The organism is Geoglobus acetivorans (assembly GCF_039641995.1).
In the GTDB taxonomy this organism is placed as follows: Archaea; Halobacteriota; Archaeoglobi; order Archaeoglobales; family Archaeoglobaceae; genus Geoglobus; species Geoglobus acetivorans.
The window spans coordinates 678,644-695,611 of sequence record NZ_CP087714.1; the positions used below are offsets into that span (position 1 = coordinate 678,644).

General features: G+C 46.5%; 21 protein-coding genes and 1 tRNA gene. 12 read left to right on the forward strand and 10 right to left on the reverse strand.

The genetic code is table 11. From position 1 onward, the window contains the following. The first annotated feature begins 1 nt into the window (after position 1). Entirely contained in the window at positions 2 to 163 is a 162-nt protein-coding gene (locus LPQ35_RS04015; RefSeq protein ID WP_193808047.1) for a hypothetical protein, read from the forward strand. Between the two features lie 31 nt (positions 164 to 194). Here LPQ35_RS04015 and LPQ35_RS04020 read toward each other — a convergent pair. After that, positions 195 to 268: transfer RNA gene (locus tag LPQ35_RS04020), tRNA-Pro, on the reverse strand. Between the two features lie 203 nt (positions 269 to 471). Between LPQ35_RS04020 and LPQ35_RS04025 the strand changes: the two genes are divergently transcribed. The 5 genes from LPQ35_RS04025 (at position 472) to LPQ35_RS04045 (ending at position 3,760) form a co-directional block, all read left to right on the forward strand. Beyond that, a complete protein-coding gene (locus LPQ35_RS04025; RefSeq protein ID WP_193808046.1) occupies positions 472 to 1,047 on the forward strand; it encodes a DUF7504 family protein in 576 nt (191 codons plus the stop codon). Further along, on the forward strand, positions 1,048 to 1,791 hold the full coding sequence (locus LPQ35_RS04030; protein WP_193808045.1) for a hypothetical protein: 744 nt from the start codon (positions 1,048 to 1,050) through the stop codon (positions 1,789 to 1,791). Next, complete coding sequence (locus LPQ35_RS04035; protein WP_193808044.1) at positions 1,791 to 2,477, forward strand: ATPase domain-containing protein; 687 nt, start codon at positions 1,791 to 1,793, stop codon at positions 2,475 to 2,477. The genes LPQ35_RS04030 and LPQ35_RS04035 overlap by 1 nt, the downstream gene beginning before the upstream one ends. A gap of 106 nt (positions 2,478 to 2,583) precedes the next feature. Then, complete coding sequence (locus tag LPQ35_RS04040; protein WP_193808043.1) at positions 2,584 to 3,168, forward strand: hypothetical protein; 585 nt, start codon at positions 2,584 to 2,586, stop codon at positions 3,166 to 3,168. 16 nt (positions 3,169 to 3,184) lie between these two features. Then, positions 3,185 to 3,760: a hypothetical protein gene (locus tag LPQ35_RS04045; protein WP_193808042.1), complete on the forward strand. Its 576-nt coding sequence runs from the start codon at positions 3,185 to 3,187 to the stop codon at positions 3,758 to 3,760. 88 nt (positions 3,761 to 3,848) lie between these two features. Here the strand turns inward: LPQ35_RS04045 and LPQ35_RS04050 are convergent, their stop codons facing one another. The 7 genes from LPQ35_RS04050 to LPQ35_RS04080 form a co-directional block, all read right to left on the reverse strand. Next, on the reverse strand, positions 3,849 to 6,074 hold the full coding sequence (locus LPQ35_RS04050; RefSeq protein ID WP_193808041.1) for an ERCC4 domain-containing protein: 2,226 nt from the start codon (positions 6,072 to 6,074) through the stop codon (positions 3,849 to 3,851). A 52-nt stretch (positions 6,075 to 6,126) separates the two neighbouring features. Continuing rightward, positions 6,127 to 6,939 carry an FTR1 family protein gene (locus LPQ35_RS04055; RefSeq protein ID WP_193808092.1) on the reverse strand — a complete coding sequence of 271 codons (813 nt, stop codon included), beginning with the start codon at positions 6,937 to 6,939 and terminating at the stop codon, positions 6,127 to 6,129. A gap of 149 nt (positions 6,940 to 7,088) precedes the next feature. Continuing rightward, positions 7,089 to 7,916: a TatD family hydrolase gene (locus LPQ35_RS04060; RefSeq protein WP_193808040.1), complete on the reverse strand. Its 828-nt coding sequence runs from the start codon at positions 7,914 to 7,916 to the stop codon at positions 7,089 to 7,091. Positions 7,917 to 7,947: 31 nt separating this feature from the next. Then, positions 7,948 to 8,514, reverse strand: a complete 567-nt coding sequence (locus LPQ35_RS04065) for a 4Fe-4S binding protein (RefSeq protein ID WP_193808039.1) — start codon at positions 8,512 to 8,514, stop codon at positions 7,948 to 7,950. Between the two features lie 51 nt (positions 8,515 to 8,565). Further along, entirely contained in the window at positions 8,566 to 8,970 is a 405-nt protein-coding gene (locus LPQ35_RS04070) for a hypothetical protein (protein ID WP_193808038.1), read from the reverse strand. 34 nt (positions 8,971 to 9,004) lie between these two features. Further along, a complete protein-coding gene (locus LPQ35_RS04075) occupies positions 9,005 to 10,465 on the reverse strand; it encodes a DUF2193 family protein (protein ID WP_193808037.1) in 1,461 nt (486 codons plus the stop codon). Beyond that, positions 10,458 to 11,294 carry a tetrahydromethanopterin S-methyltransferase subunit H family protein gene (locus LPQ35_RS04080; RefSeq protein WP_193808036.1) on the reverse strand — a complete coding sequence of 279 codons (837 nt, stop codon included), beginning with the start codon at positions 11,292 to 11,294 and terminating at the stop codon, positions 10,458 to 10,460. The genes LPQ35_RS04075 and LPQ35_RS04080 overlap by 8 nt, the downstream gene beginning before the upstream one ends. Before the next feature lie 44 nt (positions 11,295 to 11,338). Here LPQ35_RS04080 and LPQ35_RS04085 point away from each other — a divergent pair, with 44 nt between their 5' ends. Further along, entirely contained in the window at positions 11,339 to 12,004 is a 666-nt protein-coding gene (locus LPQ35_RS04085) for a phosphoglycolate phosphatase (RefSeq protein ID WP_193808035.1), read from the forward strand. 113 nt (positions 12,005 to 12,117) lie between these two features. Here LPQ35_RS04085 and LPQ35_RS04090 read toward each other — a convergent pair whose 3' ends face one another. Next, positions 12,118 to 12,585: a DUF1947 domain-containing protein gene (locus LPQ35_RS04090; protein ID WP_193808034.1), complete on the reverse strand. Its 468-nt coding sequence runs from the start codon at positions 12,583 to 12,585 to the stop codon at positions 12,118 to 12,120. A 245-nt stretch (positions 12,586 to 12,830) separates the two neighbouring features. On the opposite strand from LPQ35_RS04090, the gene LPQ35_RS04095 reads away from it, so the two are divergent. From LPQ35_RS04095 to purF, 3 genes are read left to right on the forward strand one after another with little or no spacing between them, the layout of a single operon-like run. Beyond that, positions 12,831 to 13,052 carry an LSM domain-containing protein gene (locus LPQ35_RS04095; RefSeq protein WP_193808033.1) on the forward strand — a complete coding sequence of 74 codons (222 nt, stop codon included), beginning with the start codon at positions 12,831 to 12,833 and terminating at the stop codon, positions 13,050 to 13,052. Positions 13,053 to 13,061: 9 nt separating this feature from the next. Then, positions 13,062 to 13,241 carry a 50S ribosomal protein L37e gene (locus tag LPQ35_RS04100; protein ID WP_048092165.1) on the forward strand — a complete coding sequence of 60 codons (180 nt, stop codon included), beginning with the start codon at positions 13,062 to 13,064 and terminating at the stop codon, positions 13,239 to 13,241. A gap of 1 nt (position 13,242) precedes the next feature. After that, complete coding sequence (purF, locus tag LPQ35_RS04105; protein WP_193808032.1) at positions 13,243 to 14,613, forward strand: amidophosphoribosyltransferase; 1,371 nt, start codon at positions 13,243 to 13,245, stop codon at positions 14,611 to 14,613. A 7-nt stretch (positions 14,614 to 14,620) separates the two neighbouring features. Here purF and LPQ35_RS04110 read toward each other — a convergent pair whose 3' ends face one another. After that, positions 14,621 to 15,655, reverse strand: coding sequence for an S-methyl-5-thioribose-1-phosphate isomerase (locus LPQ35_RS04110; RefSeq protein ID WP_193808031.1), 1,035 nt, complete (start codon positions 15,653 to 15,655; stop codon positions 14,621 to 14,623). A gap of 303 nt (positions 15,656 to 15,958) precedes the next feature. On the opposite strand from LPQ35_RS04110, the gene LPQ35_RS04115 reads away from it, so the two are divergent. Beyond that, positions 15,959 to 16,249 carry a hypothetical protein gene (locus LPQ35_RS04115; protein WP_148305942.1) on the forward strand — a complete coding sequence of 97 codons (291 nt, stop codon included), beginning with the start codon at positions 15,959 to 15,961 and terminating at the stop codon, positions 16,247 to 16,249. 29 nt (positions 16,250 to 16,278) lie between these two features. After that, a complete protein-coding gene (locus tag LPQ35_RS04120) occupies positions 16,279 to 16,965 on the forward strand; it encodes a cytochrome c3 family protein (RefSeq protein ID WP_193808030.1) in 687 nt (228 codons plus the stop codon). Positions 16,966 to 16,968 lie beyond the last annotated feature (3 nt).

The following is a 16,968-nucleotide window of genomic DNA, read 5'->3' on the forward strand; positions in this document are numbered from 1 at the left end:
ATTGAAAATTGTAGTATCTGGAATTATATATACTTTTTCAGATTCTGTAACTTTATCTGATATTGCAAAATTCCAGATTGCTTTGAGTGATTGTTTTGCTGGAGTTCAGCAAAAAATAGGGCCTTCCTGCCACGGTGTGCTTCTGAAATCGTCAGCATTCTGAAAAAGATTTCGCGAAGAGGTTGTTGGAAGGATGGGGCCGCCGAGACTTGAACTCGGGTCTCCACCCCCCCAAGATGGAAGGATAACCAGGCTACCCTACGGCCCCCTGTTGAAGTTCAAACTGAACTGGGTTTATATAATCTACGTTTGGTGTATTTTTGCCGATTATTTTAAATACTACAGTATAAATTTTTTAGCGATGGTTCATGCTATAACACGACATGGGGCAAACACAACGAATGGCCCGTCGAATGTGGGAGTTATGCAGGGCAATCGTGCCCGCCGCCTCTCAGCGTGGGGTTGACGGATATGTCTGAGCTGTCCGTGAACTCTGTCAAAGCTCTCGGAAATAAGCTTTTCAGCAATATAAAGTCGGAAAAAGAAGTTGTCCTGCTGAATGTAGCGCCGTTTCTATACTTCAAAGCTTTAAACGAGGTCATGAGGCTCTTAACGGCGGCGGGGGAGGGCATATATATTGCTCTCAATAAGCCCTGTGCCTCTCTGGATAAACAGCTCAGGAAAGCCGGGATTTTCACGGAAAATATCAGGTATGTTGATTGCAATACAAGGCAGTTTGGAGGGCATGAGCTGGAAGACCCGAGATATGTTTTTCTGGACTCCCCCAACCCAGTTCAGGTGATAGTGACGGTTGACAGACTTCTCAGGGAGCTAAATTCGGATTTCAAGTTCGTTTATATAGATTCCCTTTCGACATTTACGCTGTACAAGTCTCAGGAGTCGCTGGTTAAGTTTCTGAGGCAGCTTACCGGGAAAACAAGAATTCACGGAACGTTCTGTGTCATTACCGTTCTGGAGAATGAGATCGATCCCCAGCATCTCTCTCAGCTCTCTCTTCTCTGTGATTCGCTGATTGAGGTGAGATAATTGTTCAGGACTGGCATAGAGATAATTGATCGATTTGGCGGATTGAATGAGGGGCTTAATTATATTATCGAGGAACCGGGGGCAGGAGGAGAGGAATTTGCATATTACTTGCTGATGAAAAATACTGACAAGAACCTCAAGATAATCTCGATATCCGAATCCGAGGAGGAGATTTTAAAAGAGCTTGAGATGAATCTCTCGAATGAAAACTTCGACAGAATTGCGAAAAAGCTCCAGATCGTAAGTCTTGACAGGTTCTACTTCAAGGGTACATGCATACCTGTAAGGTGGGTGCTTGGCAAGGAGCCGGATCTGGAGGATTTGAAAGGAGAAGGTGACCTCTTGAGCGAACTGGCGAATCAGGTTGATGCGATTGAGGAAAATACCGTGCTTGTTCTGAACTCACTCACGGACCTTCTCAGAATTCCTGGAAAGTATGACGTTGGAGACATCCTTGCCATGATACATGGCTTGAGAAAAATCGCCTTGAGAAAGAACGTTCTGGTGCTGATTTTGATGACGAAGGGCGTCATTTCTGAGCAGTATCAGAACCTTTTCCTCAGCATCTCTGATGGAATAATGTTCTTTGAGTGGAGTAAGCAGGGAAGCATGGAAAGGTGGCTGTATTTCAGAAAGCTCTCCGGTCTTTTGCCACATCTCGAGAGGGAAAATATCACCCGCATGAAAATAAGGTTTGATCCTGTGGCGGGCTTCATGGTTACTCAGTATGAGAGGGTGCTGTGATGAGGTTGCTTTCCACGGGCATACGGGGACTGGATGCCATGCTCGGAGGGGGAATCCCTGAAGGCTATTTTGTTTCAGTAATTGGCTTTTTTGGAACTGGAAAAACGACCTTGGGGTTGCATTTTATAAATGAGGGGTTCTCGGAGGGCGATAGCTGTCTGATCATCAGCTTCGACGAGGACGAGGAAAGCATTCTGGCCACAGCGGAGAACTATGGTATGGACTTTTCACCGGGCAATGGGAGTATACAGGTTATAAAACTCGACCCCCTCGAGGTCAAGAAGAGGTTTGAAAGTTTTGAAAATGAACTCAGACACATGTTCGAAAAGATAATGCCAGCGAGAATACTTGTAGACTCCATAACCGTTCTGGAGACACTCTTCGACGATGCCGGAAGGTATTCTTTCCTCTCAAAACTAAGAGGCCTTCTGAAATCTATAAACGCTACTGCAGTGGTCACGTCCGAGTGCGATAAGGACAATCCTCTCAGGTCAAAGTTCGGTATTCTCGAATACGTTTCTGATGGCATGATCTCCATGAGAATCTACAGGGAAAATGAGCTTGAAGAAGCCACACTGGCCATTGAGGTTCTGAAAATGAGGCGAAGAGCGCACATGCGCATTCCGAGACCGTATGCAATAACCTCTTCGGGGATAGAGGTATTTCTTGAATCGGAATTGATCTGAAGGGGCAGCGGAAGACCGGGTGCGGAGGCTTTTCCGAGCTGGTCATCCAGCCTGTCATTGATTAAATAGCGCAATGTTAATATATATCTCACTTACAGTTATCATCATGAAGAGAAGAATTGTTATTCTCTTGGCTCTCTTTGTGCTGGGCGTTCTTGTTCTCGGCTGTGCCCAGCAGGAGGAAGCAAAGACAACTCCAACTCCAGCAAAAACTGCAGAGAAAACTCCAACTCCGAAACCAAAGGAAGAGAAGACACCTAAACCAACTCCAACCCCTGAGAAGAAGTCCACACCGAAACCGACACCGACACCCAAGAAAGTCGAAGCAAGCTCACCACTGGTGGAGTGTACGGTCTGCCACACCAAATCAACAGATTACAAGCCCCACGTCAATGGTGGTCAGTACTGTGCTAACTGCCACGGCAGCAACCCGCACACCATACACGTTGGGCCAGGAACGATCAACCTTGAGTGCAGCGTCTGTCACGGTCCTCCCGACAACATACAGATACCCAAGCCCATCGAAGAGGGCAGAACCGTCTGTGAGAACTGCCACGCCTATCCAGATGCCACAAAGCCAAGCTACGGCAACCTTGTGAACATCCACCTGCCAAGAGGCAAGTACTGTACGGTCTGCCACGGAACGGATGTCTCCGGTCTGCATACGGCAGCAGACTCCTTTGTGGAGTAATCTCAGAGAATAGAGTATGAAACGAACCACTCTTTTATTTTTTGTCATCGCACTCGCAGTTATTGTGCCAATGTGTTCTCAGAGCTATGAAAAAGCTCCAGAAAAAACCCCTGTGCCAGAACAGACTCCTTTCAGTGATGGTCAGAAGTCTGTAACCTCAACCCCTGTTCCAGAGACCGGTACAGACTATGGAAGCACTGCTCCGGAACTGGAAGGTCCGGTATGTGAGAACTGCCATCTGAACAGCAAGAGACAGTATGTTCCGCAGGCGGACAAGATAGAGGGACACCTGGATGGCACAAAATTCTGCCAGTACTGTCATGTTAAGGGAGATGACGTGGTCAGAGAGCTGGGCAATCTTCATCACTCAAAATACTCGGACTGCAGCAAATGCCATGTGAATTACGATCTCGAAAAAATGGACTGCGGTTCATGCCATGCATATCCTGACCCCTTCGAGCCGAGCAATGGTAATTTGCTGAAGATACACCTGAGCAGGGGTGTGGGCTGCAAGGACTGTCATGGAACTGATTTCCTCAGAATACATCAGGACAAAAAAATCTTCCCCGACAAATTTGGCATTGAAAACTGAAATGGCAGTGTAAAACAATTCATACCTTATTTTTTAACGCTTCTGAACTTTTCTGTTGGCTTCATTTGCTCCATGACAAAAACCCGAGTCACCCCTCTTCATCATATTTTGCATTGAAGAAACTCCAGATTTTTTCGGCTGTCTTATCTCCCACCTTCGGCACTTTTTTCAGCTCTTCCACATCAGCGTTGGCCAGGTTTTTCAAAGTCCTGAAGTGGCTGAGCAGATTTTTAGCAATCACCGGCCCGACATCCGGGATGGCTGAGACCACGTATTCAAGCTCCTCTCTCAGACTCCTTTTAGTTTTATCCGCATGCAGGCTGATTTCCCTTTTCTTAATTTCCTGCTCTCTTTTTGCAATTGCAGTTAGAAATTCTGCAGTTTCGTCCTCGTTTCTTGTGAAAATTACCGGAATACCGAAATCCACCGTTATGCTCGCTATCGCCCCCCTTATGGCGGCAGGACTGACCATACGTCTTCCGTAGAGGTTTTCGCCTTCTATAATCAGAAGTGGCCTCTGATAACTTTTTTTGAGGTTTATCAGCTGGGAAAACAGTCTTTCCTTTCCAATCAGGCTATTCACAAAATCCTCTGCGGTTTTTCTCTCTACCGCAACTCTCTCGCTCAGAACATAATCTGCGACTTCAAGGCTCTTTATTTCGATTTTCACTCCTCTGTCTCTCAGTTTCTTGACAACTGAAGATCTCATCTCCCTGCTGTCCGCAAATATGGTCACTCTCTGATCTTCTTCATAGTCTATGTATCTTGCTAAGCTCTCCTCACTCTTTCTCTCTGCGAGCTCGTCTTTTATTCTGTAAAGCATGTTGTACATCATTTTTTCCTTTCTAACGCTCGCCCAGTAATACGCTTCATCTCTCGTCCCCCTGGTTATGAGGACTGCAATTCTTCCCTCTCTTCCTCTGCCCGTTCTGCCCTTTCTCTGTATCGCTCTTATCTCTGAAGGAACTGCCTCGTAAAAGATGACCAGATCCGTGGCAGGTATGTCAAGCCCCTCTTCTCCAACGCTGGTGGATACCAGGACATTGATTTCACCAGCTCTGAAAGAGTCCAGAACTTCAATCTGTTTTTTCTGGCTCATTCCTCTGTCGTCCTCTCTGTTGGCCTGGCCTATGAATTTTTCTGCCCGAAAGCCTTTTTCTCTCAGTATCTCTGTAATTTTGTCTGCGGTATCTCTGAAGTTGGTGAAGATGATAATCCTGGATTCGGGATTGTTCTTGAGCTGTCCTTTTAGAATTTCAAGCAGTTTTTTTACCTTCGGATGTTCGATGTTTATCTTCATGGCTTTGATCATGGCCTCTCTGAAAACAGGGTCCTCGAAAAGTGATTTCGAGGCTCTGCTCCCTCTGCCCTTTGCCTCCCTGAACAGTCTTTTCAGATATTTTTTCAGAGCTTCCAGTCCCTGAGTTTCAATCAGCTCAATGGCGTGCTGTATTTTCATTATTTCAGCGAGAATTGACAGTGCCTCAAAATAAACCTGCTCTCCGCTCTCCCCTGCCTGGGTTTGAAGTGCCTCCTGCAAACCGAGCATCTCTTTTTTGGATAGACCTTTCAGATCTATTTCAAGCCCGAGACGTTCGAACCTTCTGTATCTCAGTTCAAGCGCTCTTTCAAAGCTTTTTCTAACACTGTCCATCTCGGGGGGTATGTTGACTTTAATCCACTCGATATCCCTCTCGGAAACATAGGGCCTCACGTCCGGGTCGTATTCAGTTTTTATTTCGAGATTTTCAATGTACAGGTTTCTGATGACTTCTCTGATTCTTTCAGGATCGCTTCCCGGTGAAGCGGTGATTGCGAGTATTAGCGGTTTCCTTGATCTATTCCTGAACTCCTTTGCTATGAAAACGTAAGAGTAGTTTCCAACCGCCCGATGAGCCTCATCAAATATGGCAAGCACGAAATCCTCGAGGTCCAGTCTTCCGGCTATGATATCATTTTCAATGACCTGAGGGGTGGATACAACAATTTTTGAGATTTTATAAACATCTGGCCTTTTTTCGGGAAGCATCTCGCCGCTGAGCGAGACGATGCTATTCTCACCTATTTTCAGGGTTGCTTTCAGGAATTTGGCATGCTGCTCAACCAGTGGTTTTGTTGGTGCGAGAAAGAGTATTTTTCCATCCTCGTTCAGCAGCCTTGAAGCTATTACAAGCAGCGCCACAACTGTTTTGCCAAGTCCGGTGGGCAGCACGATCAGCGTGTTTTTGAGAAGTGCTGACGCAGCAAGAGAAAGCTGGTATCCTCTTCTTTCAACAGTCTTTGGTTTTACCATTGGGTGTGAGATGTATTCCATTGCTGGAATATCAGAACAGGTGTGTTAAAAAATTATGGCTTCGTGTTTGACATCACGTGCCGGAAGCCCTGAATTTCCGGGTGATCAAGAGCAGAGTCAGTCCCAGGTATCCGAACTGGAGGAAAACTCTCAGGTATTCCATGCTTGCAGAGTATCCAAACAGCACTGCAAATATGCTTCCCACAGCGCCCTTGTGGTGGAGCAGATTTGTAGCATCGATACCGAGATCGTAGGCTTTCTCAAAGAGCCATGACTCGTACCCGCTCTCCTCTGCGACCTCTATCAGCTCATGGGTACCGTAGCCGAGCAGTCCAGAGGCTATGAATGCAAGAAGCACACCCGTAACGTAGAAAAACTTTCTCAGGCTCAGCCTGTACTCGAACCGGAGTATTGCGATGCTGAGTGCGAGAGAGGTGGCTATTCCGAGAGTTGCTCCGGTAGCAGTCTCGACTGCATTCTGTGCGGCAAATGGAGTCAGGAACAGCACGGTCTCAATAACCTCCCTCACCACGAATATGAAGGCTATCAGAGCTATGCCCCACGCAAACTTCTTTTCAGCCCTGCTCTCTATGTCTCTTTTCACGTCCTTGCCGGTCATCCAGATGATCATGTACGTAAGCACGGCAACCGCAAGGTACGCTGCGAGACCCTCGAAAAGCTCTTTCCCGTCTCCCTGCAGACCACCGTATATCTTTAGAACTCCTGCGGCAATAATCGCTCCTGCCACAATAGCCCCCAAAGCTCCATAGTAGGCAAACTTTATCTCGCCCGCTCTGCCACTCCTTCTCAGGTATGCCACGAGTATTGCCACAAGCAGCACAGCCTCGAAACCTTCCCTTAGTGTGATCACGAACTGACCCATCATACTAAACACCGTTAAAATTTAGGTAGCCCTAATTATTTAAATCTTTCGGCATACCGAAATTTTCAATAATCTCAGCATCTCGATCTTCAACTCAGAATACTGCGAAAATTCAGATGGTGGGGGAAACCGTGGCAGAGAGAAACATTGGTTCAGATTTCAATTTCAATTCCGTAAACTCTCTCAACGTTGTCCTTGCAGATTTTTATCACGAAATCCTCATCAAAACCTTTTTGCAGGAGTTCTCTGATTTTTCTTGGAACGGTTTTTGGACCGAGAACACTTCCGGGCCTGTCTCTGTCATCAATGTAGTCAGTTTCCACCATAAACCTGTCACCCTGCTGTGCCGCTTTGAGGATGTTATCTCCCATGGCGATTACAGAGGGAACTATCCCAATCTCTCTGAATTCGTCTATTCTTGCCGGAGAAAAGTGCTTCACGATCTTCTCTCTGTCAAGCCCAGCCCTGTCTGCAAGCTTTGCGATCTCTTCCATACCCTCTCTTGTGTAGCTTTCGGTGTGCAGCTGAACCACACACCCGACATCTCTCGCAACCTCAAACGCGTGCTGCAAAACCTCGTTGCTCGTTCTCCAGACATATTCACTCACCTCGTAATGGGGGCGGCCTGACTTTATTGCAATTGCCTTACCCTCACTGACGTATTCACCCGCTATTTCGAGAGCCTCCATCATTATCTCTGCCGCTCTGTCAACTCCCCACTTTTTTGACAGGATTGTTATTTCTGCAGGATGGACTGAAAGGACGGCATAGGCTCTTACGATTTCGTTTGCCTTTTTGACCAGTTTTATGTGGTCTTCAAAAATCTGCCTAAAGTCTTCACCTTTCGATGGCAGAATGCCGTAATGGTGGCTGAGGAGAGAAACAAGGAGGACGTGAGTCCCACCAACTTGCCTGAACTGCTTCAGTGCCTTGAGTCTGAGGTGGTTGTACAGGTGCATGTGATTGTCGGTGATTATCATGCTGGAGGAGTGGAAGCTGCGCTTTAAAAACTCAGCCCCTGACCCTTTCCTTCAGAAGCTCCACGCAACCGGGGATATGGCTGAAGCGCATTTTGTTCTCCATGCTGATTTTCACAATCCGGCTAAAGACATCAACTATGCTGTTAACATCGTCAGTAATCAGCACCTCTTCTGCAAACCTCGGATGCCTGCCGAGCTTCCCACCTGCAAGAACTCTGAACTTCACCTGTCCGGTTATGGCTCCTGATGGGCATGCCCTCATGCAGTCCCCGCACCCCATGCATTTTTCACTGAAAACTGGGTATTCTTCCAGTTTTATGGCGTTCTCTCTGCATGCTTCCACACACATTCCACAAGCTGTGCATATTTCTCTGTCAACTTCAGGAATTATGAATGCCACAACTCCGAAATCTTTTATTTGTGGGGCAGCACATGCGTTCGGGCATGCTGAAATGCCTGCCTTTATTCTCTCATGGCTTTTCCTGGCTTTCCAGCCAGCTTTCTTTGCAAGGTCTTCCATCTCTGCTTCGATGGTTTTCACGTCTGCGAGGGCATTTTTACACTGCCTGCAGAATGTTATCTCTATCCCGTCCATCATCATTTACTGTCTTGCCATGGTCGAATTAAGCTTGTTCCCTAAGCTTTTAGGTCAGAACAATCTTTTTCTTTCATTTCCTGGGCTCAGCGAGTACATCTCCTCAGGCTCGATTACAAGCGCTCCTCTGGGACTTCTCTTCCCACCAGTTTTTTCCTCGACGAACCTCTTGATTTCTCTGAAGTATTCTCCATCGTAGTCCATCCAGGCCCTGCCCTTTACGAGGTATCCGTAGAATCCTGATTCTCCTCTCTCCGCAAACCCTATACTCGCCTTTCCGGTTTTATCCACAAGCTTTGCAGTCTTCACTATGAAATTGTATGCTACAACGATTTTTCCATCCATACTTCTTACGAAACAAACCGGAGCGAGGTGTGGCAGGTTATCGCAGGTTGAAATCCAGAAAATCCTCCCGCTGCAGTCGCCATTAAACATTTCGAGTATTTTGTCTTTCTCCATGATGCTGATTTGTACACAAAAAATTAAAAGATTTTCAGATCACATTCTGAGCCTTGCACAGCATGCACCTTGCAGGCTGGATTTCTGCTGTGGCGCAACCCTTGCACAGGTTAACCGGGGCGAATGCCTTTTCAGGATTCATTGCTATTGCATTGACCATTACGGTTATGCTTGGGGGCTCTGGTGCGAGAAGGCAGGGCATATCGATGAATTTCATGAGCGATGCAAACCGAGTTGCGCTGTTGCATAAGGGAAACGCATACAGTTCTCCAGAATTGAGCAGGTCAGATTCTTCAACCGGAGAGAAGTCTATTTTGTAGTTTCTGATCTTCCATCCACCTCTCCCGATTTTTTCCCCTCTTGTGGCGAAATCCAGGAAATCGTTTACGTGAAGCTCTCTCACTATGTATCGCTCAAACTGGTTCCCCATGATGCTGTGGTAAAACCTTTCACTGAACAGCCTTGTGAGCATGTTTGCCGTGAACCCCTCATCGCTCAGCAGCTTGTATATGTATCCCGCTGAAACACCGGTGAATAGGGTTGAAAGGTCGAATATGCTCTTTACATGTCCACCGTCAATTGCATTCCGTATATTCGTTTCAAGGAGATGATAATGGGTTCTCAGAATTTCCATGTTCATCTCATCCCTGCAGATGCTGTAATACTGCCACCCTATATGGTGGCCAATATCACCAACGTGGGTTGGCAGAACCACGATGTTTGCGGGATGGACACCATCCTTGAAAGCCCTGTCTATGTACGGGGTGAATTTTTTGCCGTAGATTTCGTAATATTTTGCTGGATCAAATGATTCAAAACCGAACGATTTCATTATGGCGATCTGCATCTCCACCGGATTCAAAAGCATCCTTTTCATCGCGTTCTTCTCAGCATCAAGAGCCTTCTGGATGTTTCCTGTCTCTTTCAGAACCATCAGAAATGTGTCTCCGAACACGTATGATGTCAGCAAACCCCATGATTTGCTCGCAAGAATGGTTTTTGCATGCTCTCTGTCAATTCCTGCCCATTCGACGATTTTCGCAAGAACGCTCAGGGTTGAGCCTGGGATTGCTGCAAAATCTTTCGCTGATGTAACACCGTAAAACCCGTTCGCCAGCCTCATCGCCTCTATCCCTATGATTTCATCACTTTCGTCGACAGTTTTTGCAAGGGTCTCAACACTCTCTCTGAATGAACTGTCAAGTTCTTTGAGCCTCTCGAAAGCAACTGGAGTTTGCATCCATTCGAGAAATGCAGACTCGAAGGGTTTTATCGAGTCTGTAAGTGCGGTAAGGGTCTCGAAGTGGATGATGAGAGAACTTCTGTAAAGCTGGAATGCCGAATCGCTCTGATTGTTGAGAGCTTTCATCTCTCTAACTGCATTTACAAAACCTTCTGCATGTTCAAATCTGAATTCGTCAAACCTGTGTGTGTCTATTGCCTTTACCGCTTCATTCTGGAGCCTTAAAGCGCTTTCAGCAACCTCCTCAATCATGGCTACCACCCAGAAATTCGTGTAGTTTCATGCTCAGGCCCTCTTTGATCTCCTCCACAATGTATGCGCTCTGGAAAGCTATGTCTGCCCTCTCAATGGGCCCATAAAGCAGAAAGTCGCTGAAAAGCTGAGCAGCGCTGTCAACACTGCTCACGAGTATCCCAGTATCGAGCTCTTCTTTGAGGTAGTCGGCCATGTAATAGCTCACGTTCGCCGGTCCACAGCCTGCGGGGTAGGGATATGTGGACTTCACGAGCAGAAGGGTCTCTATAACCTCTCCGAGGCTTTTGATATCTGTTGGCACAACATCAATCATCATGTTCTCTATTCCGAGCTGTTTGGCTCTCTGAATCAGACTTTCCTTCCTTCCGTCTCCGGAGAGGAGAAGAATTCTTCTGCTCGGGGAGGTGTATGACGGATCGTAGTCGAAGATAATGGCGTGCTTTATTCTGGCATCCTTTATTGCCTCGAGCTCTTCCCTGGTGTTTATCGGGTTGATTGAGTTGTATATCACTCTGTCTGAGAGACCTGTCTCCTTCACGAATTTCAGTCCCTCAAGTCTTGCCTCCAGATATCCATCCAGGATGAAGGGTCTGTCTGTAACGTCCGCCACAAAATCTATGTATTTGACTATTGCCTCTCTCGTCTCTGCGACAACATCAAGTATGCCCTCGATTTGGTAATGGTCTGAAAGCTCTTCCTGTTTCAGTATTAGCTCTTCAGCTCTATTTTTGTCAAAAATTCCCTTATCGTGGTCCTCGACGATCTTGTGGCGAGAGTAGAATATGCTGCCAATAAGCACAACTCTGCTGAAGTCGAGCCAGGACATAAAAACGGAAGAATTAAAAAATATTAATAGCTTTTCGATTTTGCATGGAGATAAAAGGCGTTGCCATAGACATTGATGGCACTATAACTGATAGAAAAAGAAGGCTTAACTGCCGGGCTGTCGAAGCCCTGAGAAAGCTCGAGGTTCCCGTTGTGCTTGCAACCGGAAACATATCATGTTTTGCACGAACCGCTGCAAAGCTAATCGGGGTTTCAGACATTGTTATCTGCGAAAACGGGGGCGTTGTGAGGTTCGATTATGATGGAGATGATACTGTGCTTGGTAACAAGGAGAAATGTTACAAGGCCCTCGAGGTTCTCAGGGAGAAATACGAGGTCGTGCTTCTTGATGACGTTTATCGAAAGTCTGAGGTCTGTTTGAGGAGAACGTTCCCGAAAGATGAGGCTGAAAAACTCATTGCCAGAATGGGTGTAAAATTACTCGATTCAGGTTTTGCATACCATATTGCGGATGCTGAGGTGAGCAAGGGAAAAGCTCTCAGGTTCATAGCGGACAGGCTTGGCATCGATGTGGAAAACTTCCTCGCCATAGGGGATTCCGAAAACGACATTGATCTGCTTGAAGCGGCTGGAGTGGGCGTTGCTGTGGCGAATGCAGACCTGAAGCTGAAGGAAATTGCAGATGTTGTTACTTCCCGGCCCAACGGAGACGGGGTTGTTGAGGCGCTCGAGTTTCTGGGACTGATATGAGCTGATTCAAAATTTTATATTCTGTATATGCGACTTCATATTGCCGATGATGAGATTTGGACATGCTGAAAGGTGATGAGCCTCCACGGCTCTGAGGTGCGGACATGTTTAATTTATTTCTTGAAAAAGAACTTCCATATCTTGTCGTTTAAATGGTGTATGTTTTCTATAACCTTCCCCTTCTCACCGGTCATGTCTGTTCCATCAACAAGCGCAACACCGACAGCCAGCGGGGTTAGCTTTTTTTCCACAACGATGTAGCAGAAATCGCCCTGCTTTATACTCTCATCAGCCTCAACTATTCCCGGCCTCATCACGTCCGCACCGTTCATTATGAACTTAACCGCCCCCTCGTCCACAACAACCCTGCCCTTCTTGGGCATGAGTTTCATTACTCCGTAAACCGTGAAGTACACGTTACCATCATGCTCCAGTAGCAGAGGCTCGTTATTGACAAGAAAAACAGTTCTGCCATCTATATCGACTTTATCTATTTCTCCCGATAATTCCACGCCATATGCGTCCTTAATCTTTCCCAGAATATTTTTGGTATCTTTTTTCCTCAATCTCTGCCGCTTCATCGTCTTTCAATTGTTTCACGGGTTTTAAAATTTTCACCTTTGCGGCTCCACGTCTCGGGCCACTCTCTGGTTTTGTGGCACCCGGCATGAAAGCAGAAATTTCGTTTCGTGATGGGCCAGTGGACTCCTTTTTAAAAAGCAAGTTTCTTCCAGTTGTGTTGACCCTGAGGAATTTGGTCGAGTCTTCCGATATTTTTAAATACACACAAACTAATGGGGATTAAAAAACAACGGAGGAAAGAAAAATGGCAAGGCCGCTTGATGTGCTGAACAGGGCGTTGAACACTTCCGTGCTCGTCAGGTTAAAGGGTGGAAGAGAATTCAGGGGAATCCTGGACGGTTATGATATTCACATGAACCTTGTTCTCCTGAATGCTGAGGAAATACAGGATGGAGATGTCATCAAAAAGATGGGCAGTGTTGTGATTAGAGGAGACACTGTTGTTTTTGTCTCACCATCTCAGTGAGGTGATGCAATGTCTGATGGAACGGCTTCAATGGGTAAGAGGGGCAGAAAAATAGTTCACATCAAATGCAGAAGGTGCGGTAGGGTTTCGTTCCACAGGAGAAAGGGATACTGTGCAGCATGCGGCTTTGGCAGAAGCAAAAGGCTGAGGGGTTACAACTGGGTCAGGAAGAAGAAATCCAGATACTGAGATGTGTGGCATAACTGGTGTTTATTCAGAAAATGAGGCCCTGACCTCAAAACTTGCTTTCTTTTCCCTATATTCTCTTCAGCATCGCGGTCAGGAATCTGCGGGTATTGCCGTTTTTGGAGATTACATACACATACATAAGGGGATGGGTCTCGTAAATGACGTTTTCGGCGACAAGAAGCTATCTGAGATGGTTGGCAGGATTGCTGTAGGTCATGTGAGATATTCTACCACGGGAGAGAGCAAAATTGAGAATGCTCAACCTCTGCTTGTGAAAACGAAGTCCGGGGCTCTTGCCATAGCCCATAACGGAAACCTTGTTAATTATCAGACCTTGCGAAATCAGCTCGAAAATGAGGGAGCGGTTTTCATCACCGACTCGGATACCGAAGTGATTGCCAAGCTGATGGCGAAGGAACTTCTGACGAAGGAACCGGAAGACGCTTTGAAAAGAGTTTCTGAACAGTTGAGGGGATCGTACACTCTTGTAATGGCTCTAAATGATACACTCATAGGTTTCAGAGATTCACTTGGTTTCAAGCCGCTTGTTATTGGGGAAGGTGAGTTTGGATACATTATAGCAAGTGAAAGCTGCGCAATCGATGCTGTCGGTGCCAGAATCATAAGGGAGGTCAGACCAGGGGAAGCAGTATTCATTAAAAATGGCGAGCTTGAGTTCGTTAAAATAGAGGATTCCAGCAGAAAAGCCCTGTGCGTGTTTGAGTATATTTACTTTGCAAGGCCCGACTCTGTTATCGATGGCATCAGCGTTTATGGGGTCAGACACAGGATTGGAGAAATCCTCGCCAGAGAATCTCCCGTTGATGCTGACATTGTCTCACCCGTTCCTGACAGCGGAACGACTTCTGCAATAGGTTTTTCCAAGGAGTCCGGTATAGAGTATCTGGAAGCACTGATAAAGAACAGATACGTTGGCAGAACATTCATCCTTCCTCATCAAAGCACAAGGGAACTGTCTGTCAAAATAAAAATGAATGCGGTGAGAAAAAACGTTGAGGGAAAGAGGGTTGTGCTCATCGACGACAGCATTGTCAGGGGCACCACGAGCAGGAAAATCGTGGATATGGTTAGAAGTGCTGGAGCGAGGGAGGTGCATTTCAGAGTTGGCAGCCCGCCGATAATCTCTCCGTGTTACTTCGGCATAGATATGTCAACGAGGGAGGAGCTTATTGCTTCTAACAGGAAAGTTGAAGAAATACGAAGGGAAATAAATGCTGATTCGCTTGCCTATTTAAGCCTTGACGGGCTGATTGAGGCTGTTGGGCTGGAAAAAGGCGAACTGTGTCTCGCATGCCTGACTGCTGAATATCCGGTGGATGTCAGTGAGGCAATGGAATGCAGAAGGTGCTGAAAAATATTTAGAGTTTTAGAATTTCAGGAACGTTTCTGTCATAGGGAGGATGGATTATTCCGTATTCCGTGATTATTGCAGATACAAGTTCGAGAGGTGTTGGGTCAAATGCAGGGTTGTAAACCTTCACATCTTGCGGTGCCATCAGAGTTTTTCCGCATTTGACGTTGCAGTAGATGATTTCCTCTCTGCTCCTCTCCTCGATTTTTACGTCGTCTGCTTTTTTGCTCCAGTCGAATGTTGTTTTTGGCGCTGCGATGTAGAACGGGATGCCGTGGTGTTTTGCCAGCACTGCCAGCGTGTACGTTCCAATTTTGTTGAACACGGCATCTCTGACGATTCTGTCTGCTCCGGCGATAACCTTGTTTACCATGCCCTTCTGCATGACTATTCCTGCCATGCTGTCTGTAATCAGGGTTACGTCTATTCCATCCTGCATCAGCTCCCAGGTCGTAAGCCTCGAACCCTGGTTGAGGGGCCTCGTCTCACACGCATAAACTCTGATTTTCTTACCCTCCTCGACTGCACTTCTTATCACTCCCAGAGCGGTGCCCCAGTAAACGGTCGCAAGACTTCCCGTGTTGCATATTGTCAGAATGGAATCCCCATCTTCAAAAAGCTCCGCGCCAATTTTGCCCATTTTTCTGTTTCTCTCAACGTCTTCGTCAGCAATCCTCTGTGCCTCCTTCAGCGCCAGCTCTCTAACCTCCTCAACCCTTTCACCCTTCAGGGCCTCTTTCAGCACCCTTTCTATACCGACAAAGAGGTTAACTGCTGTGGGTCGTGTAGATGCGAGGTATTCTGCCCCTTTTTTGATGTATTCTTTGATCTCCTCAACGCTCGTAAAATCTCTTTCGAAGGCTGCGAGAGCCACACCATACCCCCCTGCAGCTTCAAGGGCAGGGGCACCCCTGACAGCCAGCGTTTTAATTGCCTCTCCCAGCTCAACCACATTCTTGCATTCCAGAACCTCGAAGGTATCCGGCAGTTTTCTCTGATCAATCAGCTTTATGGTATTATTTTCCCACAGGATGGTCCTCATGAATGACCACATGATATGCTGACTATATATCCTTTACTTCACCTGCAATTTGCGGCAATTATTTTCTCCGGTTTCTGACAGACTGTTTTACGGGGTTTCTGGCGTTGGTTTTCCGTATCTGCTATCTTGGAATTGTAATTTTTAACGATGTTAATTATAAGCGCTAAATAATTTATGATTAAAAATAATGAAGGAAATCCCGGTATTTAAGGATTCGGTTTTTCATCTGCCTCTTTTTACACATCAATACTTCAAAACCTTTAAATATTTTCGAATCTTAGTATGTAATGGGGGTGAATGGATATGAACGAAGCTATGTTGGTAATTACGGTTGGCATTCTTGGAGGTATTGTCAATCTGCTGCTGGCCTACGTGAAGAAGTGGGAGCTGCTTGCAGTGTTCACACTGGCTCTGGTGTTTCCGATAATCGGAGTGCTGCTCATAGATGCATTGTATGGCAACATGGGCTGGTTTGGGGCAATAGTGATGTTCTCCGCAATGGTGGGCATTCTTGGACTGACAGCGATCTCGGTGGTTGCAGTTGCAGTACAGAGCCTGTCAACCGTCAAGGAACCGGAAAAGGCTGAGCATTAAATTTAATTTTTTATATTTTTGGTGGTGGAATGAAACACGTTTTTAGAGCCTTATTTGTATTTCTGAATATCCTGATCATTTTTTTGGGAGTGATTATTGCCCTGAGATCAATGGGCGAAGAATTCTATCCGGGCATGGCTGACAAGCTTCTTGGAGTCGAGGGCATCTATGGGATCAGTGGCGAGGCCAAAGAGCTGACAAAAAAACCGGTTTTTGCTGATGCTGGTTACTGTGAGAACTGTCACCAGGAGGTATTTGCCACTATTAACAGGAATTACCATGGATTTGACTGTCAGACCTGCCACGGACCGCCAGATGGTCATCCAGGTTCCGATATGGTTGTGAACAAGTCATCCGGTTTCTGCCTGATGTGCCACAGGAATGTTATTGGCAGATATGAGGCTGTGGTCTCTACAGTGGGCGATGACCATGGAGCTGGCAGGCAGTGTGTCGAGTGTCACAATCCCCACGAGCCATACCAGTGTTCCACCTGTCATTCTGACGTTTATGACAGGATTGTAGCCGGAAAACACACGACAGATTGCAAGGCATGCCACGGAGAAGTTGGCGATCATCCGAAATCACCTGCACCTGTAATAGAAAATCCTGACAGGCTGTGCCGGAAGTGCCATACTCTGAACATGCCGGCGAGTCATGAGCCTGACTGGAAGTGTACGACGTGTCATGAACCCCACAATCCTATGAGTAGTGGATGAGGT

What these genes read in the sequence shown, in the direction of transcription:
- LPQ35_RS04025 (WP_193808046.1), top strand. Translation starts at nt 472, where the DNA reads ATGTCTGAGCTGTCCGTGAACTCTGTCAAAGCTCTCGGAAATAAGCTT.
- LPQ35_RS04035 (WP_193808044.1), top strand. Translation starts at nt 1,791, where the DNA reads ATGAGGTTGCTTTCCACGGGCATACGGGGACTGGATGCCATGCTCGGA.
- LPQ35_RS04040 (WP_193808043.1), top strand. Translation starts at nt 2,584, where the DNA reads ATGAAGAGAAGAATTGTTATTCTCTTGGCTCTCTTTGTGCTGGGCGTT.
- LPQ35_RS04045 (WP_193808042.1), top strand. Translation starts at nt 3,185, where the DNA reads ATGAAACGAACCACTCTTTTATTTTTTGTCATCGCACTCGCAGTTATT.
- LPQ35_RS04050 (WP_193808041.1), bottom strand. Translation starts at nt 6,074, where the DNA reads ATGGAATACATCTCACACCCAATGGTAAAACCAAAGACTGTTGAAAGA.
- LPQ35_RS04055 (WP_193808092.1), bottom strand. Translation starts at nt 6,939, where the DNA reads ATGATGGGTCAGTTCGTGATCACACTAAGGGAAGGTTTCGAGGCTGTG.
- LPQ35_RS04060 (WP_193808040.1), bottom strand. Translation starts at nt 7,916, where the DNA reads ATGATAATCACCGACAATCACATGCACCTGTACAACCACCTCAGACTC.
- LPQ35_RS04065 (WP_193808039.1), bottom strand. Translation starts at nt 8,514, where the DNA reads ATGATGGACGGGATAGAGATAACATTCTGCAGGCAGTGTAAAAATGCC.
- LPQ35_RS04070 (WP_193808038.1), bottom strand. Translation starts at nt 8,970, where the DNA reads ATGGAGAAAGACAAAATACTCGAAATGTTTAATGGCGACTGCAGCGGG.
- LPQ35_RS04075 (WP_193808037.1), bottom strand. Translation starts at nt 10,465, where the DNA reads ATGATTGAGGAGGTTGCTGAAAGCGCTTTAAGGCTCCAGAATGAAGCG.
- LPQ35_RS04080 (WP_193808036.1), bottom strand. Translation starts at nt 11,294, where the DNA reads ATGTCCTGGCTCGACTTCAGCAGAGTTGTGCTTATTGGCAGCATATTC.
- LPQ35_RS04085 (WP_193808035.1), top strand. Translation starts at nt 11,339, where the DNA reads ATGGAGATAAAAGGCGTTGCCATAGACATTGATGGCACTATAACTGAT.
- LPQ35_RS04090 (WP_193808034.1), bottom strand. Translation starts at nt 12,585, where the DNA reads ATGAAGCGGCAGAGATTGAGGAAAAAAGATACCAAAAATATTCTGGGA.
- LPQ35_RS04095 (WP_193808033.1), top strand. Translation starts at nt 12,831, where the DNA reads ATGGCAAGGCCGCTTGATGTGCTGAACAGGGCGTTGAACACTTCCGTG.
- LPQ35_RS04100 (WP_048092165.1), top strand. Translation starts at nt 13,062, where the DNA reads ATGTCTGATGGAACGGCTTCAATGGGTAAGAGGGGCAGAAAAATAGTT.
- purF (WP_193808032.1), top strand. Translation starts at nt 13,243, where the DNA reads ATGTGTGGCATAACTGGTGTTTATTCAGAAAATGAGGCCCTGACCTCA.
- LPQ35_RS04110 (WP_193808031.1), bottom strand. Translation starts at nt 15,655, where the DNA reads ATGAGGACCATCCTGTGGGAAAATAATACCATAAAGCTGATTGATCAG.
- LPQ35_RS04115 (WP_148305942.1), top strand. Translation starts at nt 15,959, where the DNA reads ATGAACGAAGCTATGTTGGTAATTACGGTTGGCATTCTTGGAGGTATT.
- LPQ35_RS04120 (WP_193808030.1), top strand. Translation starts at nt 16,279, where the DNA reads ATGAAACACGTTTTTAGAGCCTTATTTGTATTTCTGAATATCCTGATC.